Here is a 21,517-nt window from a genome sequence, read left to right on the forward strand (position 1 = left end):
AAGGAAAGAAAAAAATCTCACCTGCTTTTATGGAATAAACCTTAGTGTCCGATAATTATTAATATATAACCTTTTTTAAGACTTAAATTTTAAAAATATTCAATGTATTGATTTAATCTTTTGTAGATAAGAAAAATATGAGTAGATCTGTTGTAATGATGATAATAAGGACAATAAAATATTTGTTATAGTTAATGAACTGTCTTTAAATATTGTAAATAAGGGTTTTATGAATAAATGTTAAATTAATATAAAATTATGTTTGTTGCGATTTTGAACATTTTAAATAATTTTTTTGATAGCCTGTTTTTTAAGATTACTCTAATTTTACATCATTATTAATCAGGTATGAAAAAAAGAGTCATATTCTTCTCTTTTGTATTGTTTTTCTCCGCTTTATGTGCAGGTCTTTTAGCGCATAAAGGGAAGACTGAATCATACTCTGATCTCTTATCAAAAATTAATCTCCTTCAGCAAAAATCGGATCAGCAGACGCAGCCTGAAATGTACAGTTTTTCAGATGTGCAGGATGCACAGGACTCCAATGATTGGGAGAAAGTAAAATTCGATTATTCAATACTTGCTCAGCAGTGGTTGCATTATTTCTTTGCAGGTTATACTTATAATACACGGGTTGCGGCCGTTCAAAACCGTATTTATATCACAGCACCACGGTACATTCTGTATCATGCCTTGCAGATAGCGGGCTGCTAATCTCGTTTTTACAATTTTTAATGATTCATTATGGTCCGTATTCTATAATACAGATCGGTAAGTATCGTTTCCCCTTTTTACATTTTTTGAACATTTCTATTTGCCTTTTCAGAAAGGTGAACAGGATATCGTTTGTCCAATTTTAACTAAAAAATACTATGCACTTAACACCGAGAGAAACGGAAAAGCTTATGCTATTTCTGGCAGGAGAACTCGCTCTAAAAAGAAAGGCGAGAGGCCTTAAATTAAACTATCCAGAATCAATCGCCTTAATCAGTCATTTTTTGCTTGAAGGTGCAAGAGATGGAAAAAAGTAGCTGAGCTGATGCAGGAAGGCGCTAATCTTTTAACTAAAGATGATGTAATGCCTGGTGTATCAGAAATGATCCACGATGTTCAGATTGAAGCTACATTCCCAGATGGAACCAAGCTTGTAACCGTACATAATCCAATCCGTTAATTCCTATTTATTATGATACCAGGAGAAATTTTTGTAAAAGAAGGCATTATTATCTGCAATGAAGGCAGAGAAACTGTCAAAATAAAAGTAACAAACACAGGAGACCGTCCGATCCAGGTAGGTTCACACTTCCACTTTTTCGAGGTAAATAAGGCAATGAGCTTTGACCGTGAAAAAGCTTTCGGAAAGAGACTGAATATTGTAGCAAGTACTGCAGTTCGTTTTGAACCAGGAGAAGAAAAAGAAGTGGAATTGGTAGAGATAGGAGGAACCAAAAAAGCAATGGGCTTCAATAATCTTGTTGATGGACAGGTAGATTCTGAAGATCAGAAAAAAGTAAGCCTTGCAAAAGTTGAAGAGTTAAACTTTAAAAATCACTAAGATGAGCTTAAACGTAGACAGAAAACAATATGCCAATATATTAGGACCTACAGCCGGAGATAAAATCAGACTGGGAGATACTGAAATTATTATTGAAATCGAAAAAGATTTCACCCATTACGGAGATGAAGCCGTTTTCGGAGGAGGAAAAACTGTACGTGATGGTATGGGACAGAACGTAACTGCAAAAAGAGACGAAGGAGTTCTTGATCTTTGCATCACAGGTGCGGTAATCATCGATCACTGGGGAATTGTAAAGGGTGATATCGGTATTAAAGATGGTAAAATCGTAGGAATTGGTAAAGCAGGAAATCCTGATACGATGGATGGGGTAACCCCTAACATGATTATCGGTGCTTCTACTGAAGTTCATGGCGGAAAAGGATATATCGTAACTGCCGGAGGAATTGATACCCACATTCACTACATCTGCCCACAACAGATTGAAACCTCTCTATACAGCGGTATTACTACAATGATTGGAGGAGGAACAGGTCCTAACGATGGAACAAATGCTACCACGGTAACTCCAGGAAAATTCAATATGCAGAAAATGCTTGAAGCAGCAGAAGAATATCCAATGAACTTAGGGTTCTTCGGAAAAGGAAACTGTTCTGCAGAAGAGCCTATCGAAGAGCAGGTTGAAGCAGGAGCATTAGGAGTAAAAATCCACGAAGACTGGGGAGCAACGCCTGCAACCATTGATGCGGCTTTAAAAGTTGCAGATAAATATGACGTTCAGGTTGCAATCCACACGGATACCTTAAATGAAGGAGGTTTCCTTGAAGATACCATGAGAGCGATCAATGGAAGAGTAATTCATACTTTCCACACGGAAGGAGCAGGTGGAGGTCATGCACCGGACATCATTAAAGCTGCGATGTATCCAAACGTATTACCAGCGTCTACCAACCCAACCCGTCCTTACACCGTAAATACAATCGACGAGCACTTGGATATGCTGATGGTTTGCCACCACTTGAGTAAAAACATCCCTGAAGACGTAGCATTTGCAGATTCACGTATCCGTCCTGAAACCATTGCTGCAGAAGATATTCTTCATGATATGGGAGTTTTCAGTATTATGAGTTCTGACTCTCAGGCAATGGGTAGACCGGGTGAAGTCATCACAAGAACTTGGCAGACAGCAAGTAAAATGAAAGAGCAGAGGGGTGATTTAGCGGAAGATCAGAATAGTGGAAACGATAACTACCGTGCTAAAAGATATGTCGCCAAATATACCATTAACCCGGCAATTGCACACGGTATATCAGAATATGTAGGATCTGTTGAAGAAGGTAAATTAGCAGATTTAGTAATCTGGAAGCCTGCTTTATTCGGAGTGAAACCTGAAATGATAGTAAAAGGAGGGTTTGTAATCGCTGCTAAAATGGGAGATCCGAATGCTTCTATTCCAACACCACAGCCAATCATCTACAGAAATATGTTTGGAGCTCACGGAAAAGCTAAGTATGGTATTTGTGCCAACTTCGTTTCTCAAATCTCTATAGATAACGGAACTATCGCTTCTTATGGATTGGAGAAAATGATTCTTCCGGTGAAAAACTGCAGAAATATTGGTAAAAAAGACCTTATTCACAATGATAAGACTCCTTTAATTGAAGTGAACCCTGAAAACTATAAAGTAACGGTAGATGGTGAGTATATCACTTGTGAACCGGCAGAAACACTTCCTTTAACACAGTTGTATTACTTGTTCTAAGATAAACCTTAAAGCAGAGTGTCAGAATGACAAAAGCCAAATAATTTGAATTTTCAGACACTCTCTTTATTCAAGATTTATCCCAATAGAATGTAAAACAATTAATTATAGAACTCAGTTTAGAATGAAATATTTAAATAAAACAGTTTTTTCTCTTGCTGTAGCCGGGATGTCTTTATTTTCCGGTAAGGTAAGCGCTCAGTTTTTGGGAGGGCACAGGCTGAAGAGTGATGAAGATGGGCCAAAAGGTCAGTTTATGATGTACGGTTCATTGGATTACTCAAAGGTTACAACTCCTACCAACAGTAGCAGTACTGTTTCCAGTGCACCATTGGGAGTAGGATATTTTATCAATAATAATGACCTTATCGGGGTTAATTATGCTTACTCCCAAAATTCTGTTAATCATAATGTGGTATACAAACAGAATGAGGCTGGAATCTGGTATAGCCCGTCATTAATGCTTGGGAAATACTTCGTATTGATCGGGCAGGTAGATGCACACTACGTTTGGGGACAACAGCAGGCTGCAACAGCCGATGCGATGCAGAATTTTAACGGATTCCGTCTTCGTGCATATCCTTTGATTGGGGTCTTATTAGGCGGAGGTTGGGCACTGAAATTCAAATTTGCTGAACTTTCAATGCTTCAGACTAAAACCAAAGAAGAGGGTTGGACAAAAAGCTATGTAGCAGGAATCAGTGGTTCAACTTTCGGGGTAGGCATTTCTAAAAACTTTGACTTCAGAAAAAAAACAGCTAAAAATGATAATTAATCAAACCATAGGCAATCTCACCGAAAATCCTACAGAGAAAACCATAGATTATCTGGATCTGGAATGGTTTGAAACCACCAAAAGAATCCAGCGCAAAAGAACCAGAAACGGGGTAGATATTGCTATCAAATTTTTAAAAGAAGGGCAGCGCTTGCGTGAAGGTGATATTCTTTTTGAGGATACAGAAAAAGTAATAGCGATCAATGTTCTGGAAACAGATGCGATTGTAATGGTTCCCGGATCTTTATTGGAAATGGGAACCGTATGCTATGAAATCGGAAACAAGCATATTCCACTTTTTATTCAGGATGATAAAGTACTGCTTCCATTTGAAATGCCCATGTTCAGATGGCTGGAAGCAAGTGGTTTTAAACCGGAAAAACAATCCGTAAAACTATTGAATCTTCTAAAATCGAATGTAGAACCTCACGGGCATGGAAGCCTTGGCTCTACCATTTTTACTAAAATTTTAAAAATGGCTGCTCCAAAAGATGAATAATACGATGAACATCAAATTTTTATCAGGGCTCCTTCATTTAGCAGATCCCACACTTCCTATTGGTGGTTATACCCATTCTAACGGACTTGAAACCTATGTGCAGGAAAGGATTGTTCATAATGTAGAAACTGCAAAGGAATTTGTGCAGAATATGCTTCAGTACAACCTTAAATTCAATGACGGAGCTTTTGTAAAACTGGCCTATCAGGCAGCAGAAAGAGGAGATTTGCAGACTCTTTTGAATCTTGACAATGAGTGTAATGCTATAAAATGTCCGAAGGAAATTCGCCAGGCAAGCCAAAAATTAGGATTAAGGCTCATCAAAATCTTCAAAAGAAGAGAAAGCTTTCCGCTGATGGAAACTTTTGAAAAAGCTATTCAGAACAAAGAAGCCAATTCTCATTACTGTATTGTCTTCGGAGTTTATGCTTATTTAATGGAGATTCCTTTATATGAAGCATTATTAGGGTTCTATTATACCTCAGTTGCCGGAATGATTACCAATGCTGTAAAGCTGGTACCATTAGGACAACTAGACGGGCAGGACATTTTATTCTCTTTATATCCTGTCATGGAAAAAACAGTTGGAGAAACAATAGAATTGGACAGAGATCTGGTAGGACTTTGTAATACAGCCTTTGACATCCGATGTATGCAGCATGAAAGATTGTATTCAAGACTTTATATGTCGTAGAAAAGTAAATAATCTAAATGAATGGAGATATCCTTGCTGAGTGTAACGCCCTTGCGAACGAAAAATCTTCACAATCAATAAAAAACCTTAGCGCTATCCGCGTTAAAAAAACAAAAACAAACAAAGCAAAATTTAGAAAAAATGGAAAACAGAAAATATATAAAAGTAGGAGTTGCAGGCCCTGTAGGATCAGGAAAAACCGCATTATTAGAACGTTTAAGCAGAAAACTATTTGGAACTTACGATCTTGGAGTAATTACCAATGATATCTATACCAAAGAAGATGCAGAATTTATGGCTAAAAACAGTCTTCTTCCTCACGACAGAATTATCGGAGTAGAAACAGGTGGCTGTCCTCACACTGCCATCCGTGAAGATGCCAGTATGAACCTTGAAGCAGTAGATGAACTGGCAGCACGTTTCCCGGAAATTGAACTGGTGCTTATCGAAAGTGGAGGTGACAACCTTTCAGCGACATTCAGCCCGGACCTTGCAGACGTTACCATTTTCATTATTGACGTTGCAGAAGGAGAGAAAATTCCAAGAAAAGGAGGTCCTGGTATTACAAGATCAGACTTATTAATTATCAATAAAATTGACCTTGCGCCTTATGTTGGAGCCAGTCTTGAAGTGATGGAAAACGATGCCAGAAGAATGAGAAAAGGAAATCCTTTTGTTTTCACCAACCTTAAAACAGATGAAGGACTGGATAAAGTAATCGGATGGATCAAAAAATATGCTCTTTTAGAAGAAATTGAAGAACCGAACTTAGTAAGATAAATGGACAGTCGTTTAAAAATTATTGCAGGATTTAAGGGAGGAGAATCATATGTGAAGGATCTTTACGTTTCACTGCCTTTCAGAGTAGTTTCTGTAGGGCAGAGAAAAAGTGATAAGAAACTGTATCAGATGGTGATGAGCTCCTCTCCTGGAATCCTGGATGGAGACCATTATCACCTGGATGTAGCCCTTGAAAAAGGATCTTCTCTTCAATTACAATCACAGTCGTATCAGAGACTTTTCAATATGGAAGATAAGGCTGTTCAGGAATTGAATGTAATCATGGATGACGAAACCTCTTTTGCTTACGTTCCGCATCCTATTGTTCCCCACGAAGATTCTAATTTTAAAAGTAAAGCGAATATTCATATCGGGAAAAACAGCCAGATCATCATCAGTGAAATCATTACCTGCGGAAGAAAGCATTATGGGGAGGTTTTTAAGCTGAGACGTTTCCAGAACCTTATGGAAATCTATCATAACAATAAGCTTGTTGTAAAAGACAATGTGGTGATTCAGCCAGATATGATTCCGATCAGTAGTATTGGCAATTTGGAGCAGTATACCCATCAGGGAACCTTGATCTTCTACAGTACAAAGGAAAATGTAGATAAAAACGGGCTGATTGAAGAGATTGTAGAAGCAGCAGCCCAGCATATTGAAGAGATGGAAGTAGGAGTTTCAGCGATGGAAGATAATGGGTTTGTAGTAAGAGCTTTAGGGCACGGCGGAGAATTGATGTACAATTTTTTCCTGTATGTTCAGGAGATTCTTTGGTCGTTGGAGTAAAAAGAGCCTTGTCAAGGCTGAGACGAAAATTTTTTCCAAAATCTCCGAGAGTAATATTCAATAGAAGTGGGCTTTGGCCCGTATAAATAAAGGAAATTTTCCAGTGGCTTTAGCCAAAATTTAAAAAAAGGAATTAAAAATAGAAAATGGACAGTACAGTTTGGGCATTACTTTTAAGTGCCGTTTCAATAAGTTTTATACATACCGCCTCAGGGCCGGATCATTACCTGCCTTTCATTGTAATTTCAAAATCCAAGAAATGGAGCGGAATGAAAACTGCAATATTAACCGTGGTTTGTGGACTTGGGCACGTTCTGAGTTCCCTTATCCTTGGCTTTATCGGGGTATTTCTGGGCTGGCAGCTGAATAAAATCTCCTGGTTTCAGGATATCAGAGGCAATTTTTCAGGATGGGCATTGCTGATCTTCGGAGGAGTTTATCTGGTATACGGTCTTATTCAGGCAATCAGAAATAAACCGCATAAACATTTTGATGTGATGGGCGACGATGTTTACGTATATGAACACAATCACAGTGAGGTGGTAATGCCTCAAACAAGAATAAAAGTAACACCGCTTGTCCTTTTTATGATCTTCGTAATGGGGCCTAGTGAACCTTTAATCCCTTTATTATTCTACTCGGGAGTAAAACATTCTATGTCTGAAATTGCAGTTCTGGTAACTTCATTCACTGTGACTACCGTCTTAACGATGCTTGGAATGGTTCTTTTAGGCCGGTATGGTTATTCAACTTTATTCAATACTGAGAAATTAGAAAGATATATGGGTGTGGTAAGTGGTGCTGTGGTAACAGTCTGCGGAGTTGGAATGGTCTTTCTGGGATGGTAGGCGAGATGCGAGATGCAGGTTTCGAGGTTAGGGAGTTTGAGTGTTAGAGAGCGAGGATGTTTAAAGTTTAAGGTTTAAAGTTGTCTACCTTTTACTAATGATTGATAAATTCATTACTATTCACTTGTGAAGCAAAACTGACTATTGAAATTCAAAACTAAAATATCTCTCATCTCTTCGTCTATTATCTCTCATCTATATGTCTTTATTTCCAATCAATATTACAATTAAAAAAACTATGAACGAATTTTTCAAAAAACTACCTTTTCTAGACAATATTTTAAAAGGAATCGGACAGATTATGCTTCAGGAAAACAGATGGACAGGGCTTCTTTTTCTGATAGGAATCTTTATGGGAAGCTGGCAGTGTGGAGTGGCTGTTTTGCTTTCAACAGCAGCCGGAACCTTTACCGCTATGAAGCTTAAGTATGATCCATCTGAAATTAATGCCGGATTGTATGGCTTCAGTGCTGCATTGGTAGGAGTAGCATTGGCTTTTCTGTTTGAAACAACAATTCTGATCTGGGTTCTTATTATATTAGGCGGAGCATTGGCTGCTGTTATTCAGCATTTCTTTATCCAGAAGAAAATTCCGGTGTTTACTTTTCCTTTTATTATCATTACATGGATATTGGTATTTGCATTACACCATTTTACTCATATTCCACCATCTGCAGTGCTGAGTGCTGAGGTTGTCCCTTCCAAATATGATGATTTTCTTACCTGTACCAATGGGTTTGGTGAAGTTATATTTCAAGGGGGAGTTCTTTCGGGAATCATTTTCTTCGTCGCTGTTTTCATCAGTTCACCAATAGCGGCTTTGTATGGATTAGCTGCTTCTATTCTTGGTGCCGGATTATCACAGTTTAATGGAGAGCCTATTAAAGAAATTCACATGGGTTTATTTGGATTCAATGCAGTACTTTCAGCTATTGTATTCTCAGGAGTTAAAAAAACAGATGGTTTATGGGTACTTATTGCTGTTCTTATAACGATTGCTATTGACGATCTTTTAATCGATAATCATTGTCTGGATGCAGTAGGTGGGGTCTTTACTTTCCCTTTTGTAGCCGGAACATGGATCACTCTTTTAATTCAAAAAATATTTATAAAAACTAAAGCGTAGACTTAAGTTTGAGAGTGGTAGAGTTTTAGAGTGGAGAGGGTGAATGTTCAAGGTTTAATGTTTAAAGTTCAAGGTTGTTGTACTTTCACTGGTGGCTGGCAATTCACTATTCACTTGCGAAGCAAAATTGACTATTGAAATTTAAAACTAAAATATCTCTCATCTCTTCGTCTATTATCTTTTCTCTCTCTTCTAATTTAATTAAAACAAAAAAATGAAAATAACTAAAATTGCCGCTGTCTTTCTGATCATGACATTCGGTGGAAAAATGATGGCGCAGGAAACAGAAAAACAGTTGTCAATTAAAGATGCTGAGGATAAATTTCCAATCGCAGACGTATTGGTAAAATATAATCATGGTAATAGCCATACTCATACAGGAGCAGACGGTACTTTTGCGATTCCTGTTCAATCACTTCCTGATACATTAGTGGTGAGCCGCCAGGGATATGATGAGGTGAAATGGGTGGTTACCAATGATGATGATAAAAACAAGGTGATCTTTTTACAGCATAAACCCTTTCAGATTTCGGAAGTAGCTATTAATCACAGTTCTTTTTTATCTGCTATTACCAAGGTTGATCTTAATAAATTCCCTGTTAATTCAGCACAGGATTTATTAAGAAAAGTGCCGGGATTATTCATAGCACAACACGCTGGAGGAGGAAAAGCAGAACAGCTTTTTTTAAGAGGATTTGATGCTGACCACGGAACAGATGTAAGCGTAAATGTAGATGGAATGCCTGTGAATATTGTATCTCATGCCCATGGACAGGGATATTCTGATCTTCACTTTGTGATCCCTGAAACGGTAAATAATATTGATTTCGGAAAAGGATCTTATTATATGGATCGTGGAGATTTCAATACGGCTGGTTATGTCGATTTTCAAACTTATGGAGGGCTGAAAAATAGTATGATTAAACTTGAAGGTGGTTCTTTCAACTCCAAAAGAGTATTGGGAATGTTCAATATTCTGCACGATGATCTGGGAAGGAAAAACGCCTATATCGCTACTGAATATAACTATACAGACGGACCTTTTGATGTAAAACAGAACTTTAACAGGGTTAATATTTTCGGAAAGTATAACCAATGGCTTACGGATAACGATTACTTCAATATCCAATTTTCAACATTTAATTCCTCATGGAATGCTTCCGGACAGATTCCTGAACGTGCAGTAGATGAAGGAATCATCGGCAGATGGGGAAGTATAGATCCTACCGAGGGTGGGAAAACTTCAAGAACCAACCTTCAGATGAATTTTAAGCATATCATTTCTTCTTCTGAACAGATTGATGCAATGGCCTTCTATTCAAAATATAATTTCAACCTGTACTCTGATTTTACGTTTTATTTAAAAGATAAAGATCACGGGGATGAAATTCAGCAGACAGACGGAAGAAATATCTATGGAGCAGAAGTAAAATATACCAAAAGTTTTTCGCTTCCTAGCAGTTCCTTAAACTGGATTTCAGGAATCGGATTAAGAAATGATGACATCAATACTTTACAACTGAATCATGTTTATCACAGAGATGTGCTGCTTGACAGGCTTTCTGATGTAAACGGAACGGAAACCAATCTTCATGCCTATTCAGGTCTGGTTTGGAAAACTGGGAAATGGACCATCAATCCGGCTGTAAGAGTAGATCATTTCATCTTTAATATGCATAATCTGCTGGATGCAGAACAATTACCTTCAGGACAATCAAAAGAAGCCACCAGAGTAAGTCCTAAACTGAATTTCTCCTATGCGCAGAGTGATAATGTAATGTGGTTCCTAAAAACCGGGATGGGATTCCATTCCAATGATATGAGGGTAGTAGTGACGAATAAGAATGAAAATACCCTTCCATATTCTATCGGAGCTGACTTTGGAGTAAGGCTACACCCATTCAAATCATTAATTATTACGCCTGCTGTATGGTATATGGATCTGCAACAGGAGTTTGTTTATGTAGGAGATGATGCTGTAGTAGAACCATCCGGAAAATCAAGACGCTTTGGAGCTGACTTGGGAATCCGTTTTCAGCCATTGGAAAACTTCTATCTGAATGCAGACATCAACTATTCTCATGCAAGATTTATTGAAGAAGAAAAAGGACAGGATTATATTCCATTAGCACCGGTAGTTACGAGTACAGGATCTGTAAACTGGGATTTCCTGAACGGATTTTCTTTAGGACTTCAGTACCGTTATCTTGGAGAAAGACCAGCTGTGGAAGATAATAGCATCAAGACGAAAGCTTACTTCGTTAATGATCTGGTATTGTCTTACAACCGTCAGAAATGGGGAGCCAATATTCAGGTTAACAACCTGTTCAATGTAAAATGGAATGAAGCTCAGTTTGCCACAGAAACTCAATTGAAAGGAGAAGCAGAACCTATCACAGATCTTACGTATACACCGGGAAGCCCGTTTGGAGTAAGAGTGGGAGTGTATTATAAGTTTTAGAGTGAGAGAATTTGAGGGTTTGAGAGCTGGGGAGTAAAGTTATTTTCAAATTAGCTCATTCTCAAATTTTCAAATTCTCTTCTTTCTACATTACAAATTTTGTCTAACTTTAATTTATCATAATATCGGATATGGAAGTATTATCCAATTTTCAGTATAAAAAACTTTTTCTGCCGAATATCACGGAGAAAATATTAGCCAATAATGCAGATATACAGCTTTACCGGATAGAGAATTACCTCAAAGGGATTTTGATGCCGGTGATTCCATACCGTACAACCTTTAACTTCATCATTTTTGTTACCAACGGACATATCAAACAGTATCTTGAAAATAAAGAATACCATGCTGAAAAAGGCGGTGTCATCTTTATTAAACAAGGAACAATTACTGCTACCGTAGAACTTTCAGATGATATTGAAGGCTTTTTCCTGGCTTATGAAAATAATATTTTGTCTGAACAGGAATTACCCAAACATAAGAGCAGTATTTTCTTTATGACTCCTTTTCTGAATTTGGATAGCCTTACTTACGGGACTATTACCCAACTTCTTCCCATCATGGAACAGGAATTATGGCTGAATAATCTGAATATAAATGATGTTGTAGTCACTATGCTGCATCTTATTCTCATCAAAATGCTGAGCACAGATTCAGATACCCATCATAAATCCGCCACACGTCCTATGGAATTATCCCTTCAGTTCCGGGATCTTTTATTTAAATATCATGTAGTGGAAAAACGGGTGGCATTCTTTGCCAATAAGTTATCTGTAACAGAAAGTTACCTGAATAAATGTGTAAAAAGTGTTACTCAAAAATCACCGAAGCAATGGATCAATGAGATTGATATTAATTACAGCAAAGCTTTGCTGCATTCCAGTAAAGATATTGCTGAAATTGCCTATGAACTGAATTTTCATACTGCATCTCATTTTACCCAGCTTTTTAAGAAAATTGCCGGAGTTACTCCTAAAGAATATAGAATACAGTTTCTGAACAACAGAACTACGGTTTAATTTGAGAATAAGTATAGGAAGATTTATCCTTCAATATTTTTTATATCCCTGTAAAAATACTTCTGTTTTTACAGGGATATTATTTTACTCATTAGATTCTAAGGTGATCAGGCTTCCATTTTTTAATAGATCTTTTGATCTCATCTCCTGAAATATTTTGGTGAAGTGCCCTGTACAAAAGCTCTTTGAATTCATCGTCATACGCAAACCACAAAGCTGCAATCTGGTCAAATCTTAATTTTTCAACCGTTTCATCAGATCTTCTGTTAAAAATCTCGAAATACCGTTGCTTAAATTCAAAGATGATCATACGGTTTTGAAGTCCCAGTGCATAATGCTGTCTGGTCATAAAAGCCAGATAGAAAAGTAGAAAAATTACAATTGAAAATAAAATCCAAACCAATTGATTACTGGAATCATCCCAGATTTTATAGATTCCTAAGATCTCCAATACAATTAATAAAGGAAGATAAATAAAATGATGAGGTGGGTAAAACTTCCTGTGGTTATTATAGTTTTGCTGTTTCATGGGAGAAATGTAGTAATAATTTTCTCAAAATTTGCATTTGTAATAATAATTAATGTTTTATGGAGTAAATTTGATCTTATTTTAGCTGAAATATTAATAATTTAAAAGTTTTTTTAGAAGATTTCAAAAGAGATATGCTATGAAAAATATTGTATTTGCTATGTGTACATTATTCTTTACAACAACCTCTCTTGTTGCTCAGAATCATAAGAAAGAGATAATGGGATATCTGAAAAGAGAGATGAAGGAGCAGAAAATTCCAGGACTACAGATTGCTGTTATTAAAAATAATAAGGTGTTATTTTCAGAATCCCTTGGAATAGCCAATGTTGAATTTACTGTTCCTGTAACTCATACAACGAAATTTTCTATCAATTCTATTGCTAAAATATTCACTGCGGTTACCATTATGCAGCTTGTTGAAAAGGGAAACCTGCGAATTGAAGATCCAATCTCAGATTATTTAGATCCTTTACCTGAAAATTGGGGCAACATTACAGTGAAACAGCTATTAAGTCATACTTCAGGTTTACCGGACATAGAAAATGAAAGAGGAGATGGATTGATTAGTGATAAAGGACAGGATTCTGCGTGGGTAAAAGTACAGACTTTACCAATGTTATCCGAACCTGGAGAGAAATTTAATTATAATGCTACTAATTATCTTCTGTTACAGAAAATCATTGAAAAAGTGAGCCAATTTCCTTTTGAAAAATTAGTAGAGATACAACAGTTGAAGCCAGCTGGAATGAGTAATACAAAATATGCCAATTCGTATGATATTCTTGGGAATAAATCTCCCACATACAGTTTTTATCATCTGGATAAAGCAACGGGAAACCATATTAAAGTTGATAAGCTGACTGAAATATATGAAGATTTTCCCACCAATTTCAGAACAGATGCCGGTGTATTTACCAATGCTGATGATATGGCTAAATGGATCATTGCATTGCAAAAAGGAATGTTCTTACAGCAGAGAGAAAGTATTACTACAATTTGGACTCCTGTCTCATTAAACAATGGTAGTTATGATGGTTTTGGGGGAATTCTAAATGCTTATGCATTAGGTTGGCCAATCATAAAAAGAACATCACATATTGCTGCTGCTGCACTTGGTGGTGGCCGTGCGTCAGTTCATATTTATCCGAATGATGATCTGGCTATTATTTTACTGACAAACCTTACCGGGGTAGAAACCTATACCATAGTGGAAAATGTTTCAAAATATTATTTTAAAGACTAGTTTTATCTTCCAGTAAAATCCGGGATTAAAAATATAAAGATTTAAAACTGTTGAAGAATACTTTTTAACCCAGATTTTTATACTTATATTGATACAGTGTTTTAAACAAAATTGATAAGCAAATATTCACTAGTATTCATACGCTTTATAAAATCGTGCATCTGTGACATTGAAAAATTCATGTTCTTTGCACCCTCTATCAGAATTCATGAAAAAATAATATATCATTAGGAAAATAGGGGCTTTATTTGATCCTCTGACTTCAAATTTTTCGTAACTTTCGGTGTTTAAAAATGAAAAGAATGACTTCAAAGGAAAAAGTTGCTGCGCTTCGTGAAGAAATGCAGAAAAATAATGTTGATGCATTTATCGTATATTCTGCAGATCCGCATATGAGTGAGTACCTTCCTGAAGAATGGCAGGAAAGAGCATGGCTGTCAGGATTTTTAGGTTCTGCCGGTTTTGTGGTAGTTACGAAAGATAAAGCAGGTCTTTGGACAGACGGAAGATACTTTACACAGGCTGCTATTGAGCTGGATGGTTCAGGAATTGACCTTTTCAAAGATGGTATAGAAGGAACTCCCAATTATATTGATTGGATCATTTCCGAAATTCCGGCTGGAGGTAAGGTAGCTGTAAATGCTTTAGCTGCTTCCAATGCCAATTGGGAACTGCTTTCTCAAAAATTTAATTCAAAAAATATTACCCTTGCAGATATTCCACTTCTAAAAGAGGTTTGGAAAGAAAGAGGAACACCGTCTGCTAACCCAATTTTTGTGCAGCCCGTAGAAAGAGCCGGGAAATCTGTAGCAGATAAACTTTCTGCGATTCGTCAGAAAATGGAAGAGCAGGAAGCAACTGTTCACATCATTTCAAGTCTTGATGATGTGGCATGGACATCTAACCTGAGAGGAAGTGATGTACAGAGCAATCCTGTATTTTTAGGATATATTGTCATTACAAAAAATGATGCTGTTCTATTCACAGGGTTAGAGAAACTTGAAGTAGAAGCAAGAAAACAAATGGATGATTCTTTCGTAAAAATGATGCCTTACGAAGAATTTTATAACTATCTGAAAGCATTCAAAAATGAAAAAGTACTGGTTTCTCCAAACAGCAACCAGCAGATTTTTGAAACCCTAAAAGCAGATAATCAATTTATCAAAGCTCCCGTACCAGGAAACCTGATGAAAGCTCAGAAAAATGAAACTGAGTTGGAAGGTTTCAGAACCGTAATGGTAAGAGACGGTGTAGCAATGGTAAAATTCCTTTACTGGCTGACTCACAACGCAGGAAAAGAAGCCATGAATGAGTATTCCATCGGTGAAAAACTGAGAGGTTTCCGTGCTGAAGGGAAGAATTTTGTAGGTGAGAGCTTTGGTTCCATCATAGGATATAAAGATAACGGAGCTATTATGCACTATTCTGCCAAAGAAGAAGGCAGCAAAGAAGTAACCAATGAAGATACAATCCTTGTAGATTCAGGAGGTCAGTATCTTGAAGGAACTACAGATATTACAAGAACTTTTGCATTAGGAACTCCTTCTGAGGAATTCAAGAGAAACTCTACATTGGTATTACAGGGATTAATCCGTTTATCAATGGTAAAATTCCCTAAAGGAACAAGAGGAGTACAGCTTGATGCTATTGCAAGACTTCCGTTGTGGATGGAAGCTAAAGACTTCAACCACGGAACAGGACATGGAGTAGGAAGCTTTATGAATGTTCACGAAGGTCCGCAAAATATCAGAAAAGACTTGAATCCTCAGGAACTTCTTCCGGGAATGGTGTTATCCAACGAACCTGGATACTATCTTGAAGGACATTACGGAATCCGTCATGAGAACCTTATTGCAGTAAAAGAAGCAGAGAAAACAATTCACGGAACATTCTATGAATTTGAAACATTAACATTCTGCCCGTTCTTTAAAGATACTGTAGTGAAGGAAATTCTTTCAGAAAATGAGATCGCATGGCTGAATGATTACCATAAAACATGCGAAGGAAAACTGGCTCCTTATTTAGAAGGAGAAGTTAAAGAATGGTTCTTAGAATTGGTAAGCCCATTATAGTAAAAATAAAGTTGATGTTGCAGAACATTACACTTTAAAATATTAAACAAAATAATTGTTAGATCAGTAAAAGTCCTGTAAGTTTTCTTGCAGGGCTTTTTTGTTTATGCAACCGTATTTTTACGGATAAAACTCTAGTGATTCTCCTGATGTAGGGGATTAAAGAGCTCTCTATATTTGCATCAGCAAACACATCATTTCATATTTCATATAATAACAATTGGTACGATCATCCCGCTCTGGGATGATTTTTTTATGATTTCCGGTTAAGGAGATTTCCAGATTCTTTTAATGCTAAGGTTTTTAATCAAGTATGAAAAGAGTTTCGTTCGCTGAGGTATTATATTTAGCAAAGACATTTTCTGCTTCCTTGCTGAGTGAAACGCCTTTGCGATCTTAAAAAAATGAACACTCCGGGAAAAACCTTGCGCACTATTGCGTGATAATAATATAAACCTTTATTTTCGCTGTATTAAGAAAACCTCCCAATGGTACATGATTTTTTTCGAAGTTTTGACTTGTTTTCAGAAAATGAAATTGAAGAATTTTTACAACTTTTTGAAATCAGAAAAGTCAGTAAGAACGAATATTTTATACAGGAAGGCGAGAAATGTAAGGAAGTGGCATTTATCCAATCCGGGATCTTTCGCTCTTTCTATCTTTCCGATGATGGAAAAGACATGACATATTGTTTCAGGTTTCCTAATACCATGATGGCGGCCTATTCATCATTCATTTCCGGATGTCTCAGCAAAGAAAGTATGCAGGCTATTACAGATGCCGAATTATTGATTTTAAAAAAGGAAAAAATGGACGCCTTAGTACAGGATAAACTTAATTGGATGAAATTTCTAAAGATCATCGCCGAACAGGAATATCTTGAATTGGAAAACAGATTTTTTCAGCTTCAGAGAGATACTGCCAGTCAGCGTTATGAAGCACTTCTTAAAAACTATCCGGATTATATTCAGAAAATTCCATTGCAGTATCTGGCTTCCTATCTTGGTATTACTCAAAGACATTTAAGCCGTATCAGAAAGGAGATTTCTTTTTAGACATTTGTCCTGTTTATTGGCTGATGGGCTCTATAATTTTGTCAAAAAAAATAAATGGAGCACAATATTCTTATTATCGGCGGCAATGGATTGGTGGGTAAAACAATTGCCCGTATTTTACAGAAGAGAAACCCTCATCTCAATATTTTTATTGGTGGACGTAGAGGAGGAAATACTGATAGAAGTTTAAAGATTGATCTTACTGATCCCAATTCTTTTCATGCGATTACAGATCACAAAATAGAACTGATTATTCTTTCAGTGAATGATAAGTCAGATCATGTTCTTCAGTTTGCTATAAAGAATCATATCGATTATCTGGATATTACAAAACCTACTCCTGACCTGATGAAGGCCTATGATATTGCAAAGAAATCAGATGTCAGCAGCCGAATTGTTTTCAGCTCCGGATGGATGGGAGGAATAGTACCTGGTCTGGTGAATGTTCTTTCAAAAGATACTGATGATATTCAGGCTGTGAAACTCTTTGTGTACTATTCGGTTAAAGATCTGGCAGGAGAAAGCTCGGCCCATTTTATGGCAGAAAATGTGGCAGTTCCTTTTCATGATTATAAAAATGATAAACCCAATCCAGTCAGACATTTTTTGAATACCGAACCTTATGAATTTTCTTTCGGAATAGGAAAAAGAGATGCCTATAATTTTGATGTTCCTGATCTGTATATCCTGAACAGAGTTGAAAGAATCCCTAATGTAAGCGTAAAAATGACTTATAATTCTAAATTTATTACCTGGCTTTTAGGAAGTTTTCAATATCTGAGAATTTACAATATTCTTTCTTTAAAAGAAAGGAAAATGATTTTCGGATCAAGCGGAAATGGGGATCAGGCCGTCTTTGAAGTACTAGTGCAGGATAAAAATGGGCACAAAAAATTAAGCCTGCAAAGTACAAAAGGGCAGGCCGAGCTTACTGCTTTATCAGCTGTTTTACATACAGAAGAATTGTTGAGAAATCCTCATGAGAACAATGTTTATTTCAGTCACCAACTGCATGAACCTTTATCGTTACTGGCTCAGCTTGATGCCTATGAAACGATTAATACCCATATAGCATCATGAAAAAAATAGCCATTATCAACGGTCATCCCAATAAAGAATCATTTAATTTTGGTATTGCAGAGGCCTATAAAAACGGAGCCATAGAGGCAGGAGCAGAAATCAAAGAAATTTTGATTGCAGATCTGAACTTTAATCCCAATTTACAGTTTGGCTATCAAAAAAGAATGGAGCTGGAACCAGATTTGTTAAAAGCGTGGGAAATGATCCAATGGGCAGATCATCTGGTTTGGATACATCCGGTCTGGTGGGGAGGATTGCCTGCTTTAATGAAAGGTTTTATAGATCGGCTTTTTCTTCCTGGATTGGCCTATAGATACCGTGAAAATTCAGTTTGGTGGGATAAACTTTTAAAAGGTAAAACAGCCCATATTATCACAACAATTGATCAACCGGGTTGGTATTATTGGCTGATGTATGGAAGGCCAAGCGTCAATCAACTTAAGAAATCAACACTGGAATTCTGTGGAATAAAACCGGTGAAAGTTACGTATCTGGGTATTATCCGGACTTCTAGCAAGGAGCAGCGGGAAATATGGCTGAAGAAAGTGAGATCATTGGGACAAAAACTAAGATAATATCAAATAAAAAGACCGGAAGTTGGAAATTCTTATAACTTATCAGTATCATTTCCAGCTTCCGGTCTTTTACAATCCTTTTTTTCCTTCTATCCAATAGGCCTGGGATCTTATACATTTGGAAGAAACTCCTTTAGCCTTTAGGTATTTCTTTATCAGTGACATTCGGTCTCCGTTTCCTGTAAGGTAAAAAACGGCATTATCATTATAAATGGCTTCCTTTTCTTCCCTCAGAAAATCAGTTAAGGCTTCTATGATTCTCATTGTACTGTTTTTGGGACTGTGATAACCATATAAATTGAGGCTTTCCAGAGTCTGAGATTCTTCCAGCTCATGAAGACAGATAAATAATGAGCCTGCCTCTTCCACAGCTTCTTTAATGGAAAGAGAGCTTCCTAATGAAGTTTCATCTCCTATAGAGAAATGAATTTTGGCTCCAGGCTCAAAGAATCGTTTGCCTCTGGGCATTAATATTTTTATAGAATCCCCAACGGATAATTGGGTCGCAAAACAGCTTCCCACAGCTGAATCATCATGAATATGAAATAAAACTTCAAACGTTCCCGCTTCTCTGTTAAAATTGAACGGAGAATAATTACGAAAATCCCTGTCGTTAATTCTTATTCCAATAGCATAAGCAGGTTCATACTGGATATCCGCTAAATCTGCTTCAAAACGTACAAGACGAAGATTTCCGGAAATAGTTTCTATATCAATAACTTTACAATCTTTGAATTTTGAGGACCATACATTTTCTACCGTATCGTTGATCCATTTAGGTAAACTTGGCATGAGTAATTTTTATTGCAAAGGAAGCTGCAAAATGTAAATGTTACGATAGCTGTTCCATGGGAATGATTGGACAATTCGTGGTTGAGAGTGTATAAGAAAAGTGAGTGTGATGGACGTTTTTATTCTGTTTTTGAACTACCTGTTTGAGTTTCTGAACTCTGAAGGCGACTGGTTTTCCTGCTTTGAAAATAAGCGGCTAAAATAAGTATGATCATTATATCCCAACTCATAGGCAATTTCCTTTACTGTAAGTTGAGTAAAAGCAAGTAAACGTTTAGCTTCAATTAAAATTTCCTGATGAATCCAATGTTGAGCAGGCTTACCAGTCACTTCACGGATAGCTTCTGTAAGATATCCTCTTGAGATGTTGAGCTTGTCAGCATATTCGGATGGACTTTTCATGGTTTTGTAGCTTTGTCTCACCATGATTTTGAACTCCCGCGTCAATTGTAAAGCACGATTTTCGCCAATAGTGTGAGAATCGTTCTCTTTTGAATAGATGAAAGCAAACATCCCTATAAAAGTATTGAGTAGAGATTGAATCACTAAGAAACCTTCTTTGGATGCCAGCATCTCCTCTGTATAAAAAGAATGGAGTATTGCAGCTGCATTATTGAATTTTTCCACCCATATTTTCTCTACTGCCAGAGGCTGTATTCCTTCCAGAGACTCCTCAAAAACTGAACGTACAGCATCCGGTACCAAATCAGATTTTATGGCAATAAACCATCCGTTCACTTTGTTCATTAAAAGCCCCTGATGAACCTGCCCTGGTAATACGCAGAAAATAGTGGGATCTTTAGCTTCTATAATATTGAAGTCAACCATCATTTTTACATGTCCGCTTTCCATGAAGGTAAATATATAATGACTGTCACGATGTATTCCTTTATCTATAAGGATTGTCTCCGTATGATAGGTACGCTGATCCATCCTTTTTATATGGAAACGATGCTTGGAAATATCACTTAAATCGTAAGTAGGAATGGTATGCTTCATCTTGTTGAAACTGCTTTTACAAAGCTACAATAATATGGAGGATCGATACATAAAAAAATCTCCTGTGGTGACAGAAGATTCTAAATTGTTATTTTGCTTTAGAAAAAGCCATTTTTACTGCCAGGTAAGTCAAAACACTTGCCATAAACCACTTTTGTACTTTAATCCAGGCAGGATTATTACTGAAAAATAGAGCAACTCTTGCAGCAGTTAATACAATTAAGAAATTAACACTGAAGCTTACCAGTACCTGAACAACCCCAAGTTCCAGACTCTGAGTTAACACAGAACCATACTCAGGTTTGATGAACTGCGGGAAAAATGACAGATAAAAAACGGCTACTTTCGGATTGAGAACATTCGTTAAAAAACCAATGGTGAATAGCTTTTTAGGACCATCGTACGTTGTATTTTTATCAACATCAAAAATATTTTTGCTGTTAGGTTTAATAGCTTGATACGCCAGATATAAAAGATATATCGTTCCCAGGGTTTTAAGAACGGTATAGGCAAATGGAACAGCCAATAACACAGCCGTTAAGCCAAAAGAAACCATAATGATGTGAAACATAAAGCCACACACAACTCCCATTAAAGAAATAAAGCCGGATTTTTTTCCCTGTGTTATTGATTTTGAAATCAGGTAAATCATATTAGGTCCCGGACTAATGACTAAGATGAGTGCTGCCAGAATAAAGAATGAAAGATCTTGAAGTGGGATCATTAATTTTTATACAAATGTCTTATTTCTTGGAGTTATATACAATACATCAATGAAAATTACTGGAAAAAGATAAATTATAGATTTTGTTTTATTGCGTTCAAATACCCACTAATTCGTGATATAAAAACAAATGTAAATACTTTTTTTTGTAAATTTCAGAAAATAAAACATTTACT

General features: G+C 36.7%; 21 protein-coding genes and 1 pseudogene. 18 read left to right on the forward strand and 4 right to left on the reverse strand.

Annotated features, from left to right (window positions below; all coding sequences use genetic code 11):
- Nucleotides 1-348: 348 nt before the first annotated feature.
- The 13 genes and pseudogenes from BOQ64_RS11940 (at nt 349) to BOQ64_RS12000 (ending at nt 12,269) form a co-directional block, all read left to right on the forward strand.
- A complete protein-coding gene (locus BOQ64_RS11940; RefSeq protein WP_129055523.1) occupies nt 349-714 on the forward strand; it encodes a hypothetical protein in 366 nt (121 codons plus the stop codon).
- A gap of 158 nt (nt 715-872) precedes the next feature.
- Nucleotides 873-1,174: pseudogene (gene ureA / locus BOQ64_RS11945) on the forward strand (urease subunit gamma).
- Nucleotides 1,175-1,186: 12 nt separating this feature from the next.
- Nucleotides 1,187-1,555 carry an urease subunit beta gene (gene ureB, locus BOQ64_RS11950; RefSeq protein ID WP_129055525.1) on the forward strand — a complete coding sequence of 123 codons (369 nt, stop codon included), beginning with the start codon at nt 1,187-1,189 and terminating at the stop codon, nt 1,553-1,555.
- Between the two features lies 1 nt (nt 1,556).
- Entirely contained in the window at nt 1,557-3,278 is a 1,722-nt protein-coding gene (ureC, locus tag BOQ64_RS11955; RefSeq protein WP_129055526.1) for an urease subunit alpha, read from the forward strand.
- Between the two features lie 124 nt (nt 3,279-3,402).
- The gene (locus BOQ64_RS11960) at nt 3,403-4,053 is read left to right on the forward strand and encodes a hypothetical protein (RefSeq protein ID WP_129055528.1); all 651 of its coding nucleotides are present in this window, start codon (nt 3,403-3,405) and stop codon (nt 4,051-4,053) included.
- A complete protein-coding gene (ureE, locus tag BOQ64_RS11965) occupies nt 4,043-4,552 on the forward strand; it encodes an urease accessory protein UreE (RefSeq protein ID WP_129055530.1) in 510 nt (169 codons plus the stop codon). The genes BOQ64_RS11960 and ureE overlap by 11 nt, the downstream gene beginning before the upstream one ends.
- A 4-nt stretch (nt 4,553-4,556) precedes the next feature.
- Complete coding sequence (locus tag BOQ64_RS11970; protein ID WP_129055532.1) at nt 4,557-5,246, forward strand: urease accessory protein UreF; 690 nt, start codon at nt 4,557-4,559, stop codon at nt 5,244-5,246.
- 141 nt (nt 5,247-5,387) lie between these two features.
- Nucleotides 5,388-6,026 (forward strand): urease accessory protein UreG, encoded by a 639-nt coding sequence (gene ureG, locus BOQ64_RS11975; protein ID WP_047094673.1) that lies wholly within the window; start codon nt 5,388-5,390, stop codon nt 6,024-6,026.
- Entirely contained in the window at nt 6,027-6,815 is a 789-nt protein-coding gene (locus tag BOQ64_RS11980) for an urease accessory protein UreD (protein WP_129055533.1), read from the forward strand.
- Between the two features lie 146 nt (nt 6,816-6,961).
- Nucleotides 6,962-7,663 (forward strand): membrane protein, encoded by a 702-nt coding sequence (locus BOQ64_RS11985; RefSeq protein WP_045499427.1) that lies wholly within the window; start codon nt 6,962-6,964, stop codon nt 7,661-7,663.
- A 238-nt stretch (nt 7,664-7,901) separates the two neighbouring features.
- Nucleotides 7,902-8,789: an urea transporter gene (locus BOQ64_RS11990; RefSeq protein WP_129055535.1), complete on the forward strand. Its 888-nt coding sequence runs from the start codon at nt 7,902-7,904 to the stop codon at nt 8,787-8,789.
- Between the two features lie 214 nt (nt 8,790-9,003).
- The gene (locus BOQ64_RS11995; protein WP_129055537.1) at nt 9,004-11,250 is read left to right on the forward strand and encodes a TonB-dependent receptor; all 2,247 of its coding nucleotides are present in this window, start codon (nt 9,004-9,006) and stop codon (nt 11,248-11,250) included.
- A 131-nt stretch (nt 11,251-11,381) separates the two neighbouring features.
- Nucleotides 11,382-12,269 carry a helix-turn-helix domain-containing protein gene (locus BOQ64_RS12000; protein ID WP_129055539.1) on the forward strand — a complete coding sequence of 296 codons (888 nt, stop codon included), beginning with the start codon at nt 11,382-11,384 and terminating at the stop codon, nt 12,267-12,269.
- Between the two features lie 91 nt (nt 12,270-12,360).
- Here BOQ64_RS12000 and BOQ64_RS12005 read toward each other — a convergent pair whose 3' ends face one another.
- The gene (locus tag BOQ64_RS12005; protein WP_129055540.1) at nt 12,361-12,798 is read right to left on the reverse strand and encodes a DUF6526 family protein; all 438 of its coding nucleotides are present in this window, start codon (nt 12,796-12,798) and stop codon (nt 12,361-12,363) included.
- A 139-nt stretch (nt 12,799-12,937) separates the two neighbouring features.
- On the opposite strand from BOQ64_RS12005, the gene BOQ64_RS12010 reads away from it, so the two are divergent.
- The 5 genes from BOQ64_RS12010 (at nt 12,938) to BOQ64_RS12030 (ending at nt 18,826) form a co-directional block, all read left to right on the forward strand.
- Nucleotides 12,938-14,044 (forward strand): serine hydrolase domain-containing protein, encoded by a 1,107-nt coding sequence (locus tag BOQ64_RS12010; RefSeq protein WP_129055542.1) that lies wholly within the window; start codon nt 12,938-12,940, stop codon nt 14,042-14,044.
- 302 nt (nt 14,045-14,346) lie between these two features.
- On the forward strand, nt 14,347-16,116 hold the full coding sequence (locus tag BOQ64_RS12015; protein WP_129055544.1) for an aminopeptidase P family protein: 1,770 nt from the start codon (nt 14,347-14,349) through the stop codon (nt 16,114-16,116).
- Between the two features lie 488 nt (nt 16,117-16,604).
- Nucleotides 16,605-17,171 carry a Crp/Fnr family transcriptional regulator gene (locus BOQ64_RS12020; protein WP_129055546.1) on the forward strand — a complete coding sequence of 189 codons (567 nt, stop codon included), beginning with the start codon at nt 16,605-16,607 and terminating at the stop codon, nt 17,169-17,171.
- Nucleotides 17,172-17,225: 54 nt separating this feature from the next.
- The gene (locus BOQ64_RS12025) at nt 17,226-18,251 is read left to right on the forward strand and encodes an NAD-dependent epimerase/dehydratase family protein (RefSeq protein WP_129055548.1); all 1,026 of its coding nucleotides are present in this window, start codon (nt 17,226-17,228) and stop codon (nt 18,249-18,251) included.
- A complete protein-coding gene (locus BOQ64_RS12030) occupies nt 18,248-18,826 on the forward strand; it encodes an NAD(P)H-dependent oxidoreductase (RefSeq protein ID WP_129055550.1) in 579 nt (192 codons plus the stop codon). The genes BOQ64_RS12025 and BOQ64_RS12030 overlap by 4 nt, the downstream gene beginning before the upstream one ends.
- Nucleotides 18,827-18,895: 69 nt before the next feature.
- Here BOQ64_RS12030 and BOQ64_RS12035 read toward each other — a convergent pair whose 3' ends face one another.
- The 3 genes from BOQ64_RS12035 to BOQ64_RS12045 all read right to left on the reverse strand — a co-directional run bounded on the left by BOQ64_RS12035 (nt 18,896) and on the right by BOQ64_RS12045 (nt 21,341).
- Complete coding sequence (locus BOQ64_RS12035; protein ID WP_129055552.1) at nt 18,896-19,618, reverse strand: siderophore-interacting protein; 723 nt, start codon at nt 19,616-19,618, stop codon at nt 18,896-18,898.
- A 135-nt stretch (nt 19,619-19,753) separates the two neighbouring features.
- Nucleotides 19,754-20,617 (reverse strand): helix-turn-helix domain-containing protein, encoded by an 864-nt coding sequence (locus tag BOQ64_RS12040; protein ID WP_129055554.1) that lies wholly within the window; start codon nt 20,615-20,617, stop codon nt 19,754-19,756.
- 88 nt (nt 20,618-20,705) lie between these two features.
- The gene (locus BOQ64_RS12045; protein ID WP_129055556.1) at nt 20,706-21,341 is read right to left on the reverse strand and encodes a LysE family translocator; all 636 of its coding nucleotides are present in this window, start codon (nt 21,339-21,341) and stop codon (nt 20,706-20,708) included.
- Nucleotides 21,342-21,517: the final 176 nt, after the last annotated feature.

Source organism: Chryseobacterium sp. CH25, from assembly GCF_004119455.1.
GTDB lineage: Bacteria > Bacteroidota > Bacteroidia > Flavobacteriales > Weeksellaceae > Chryseobacterium.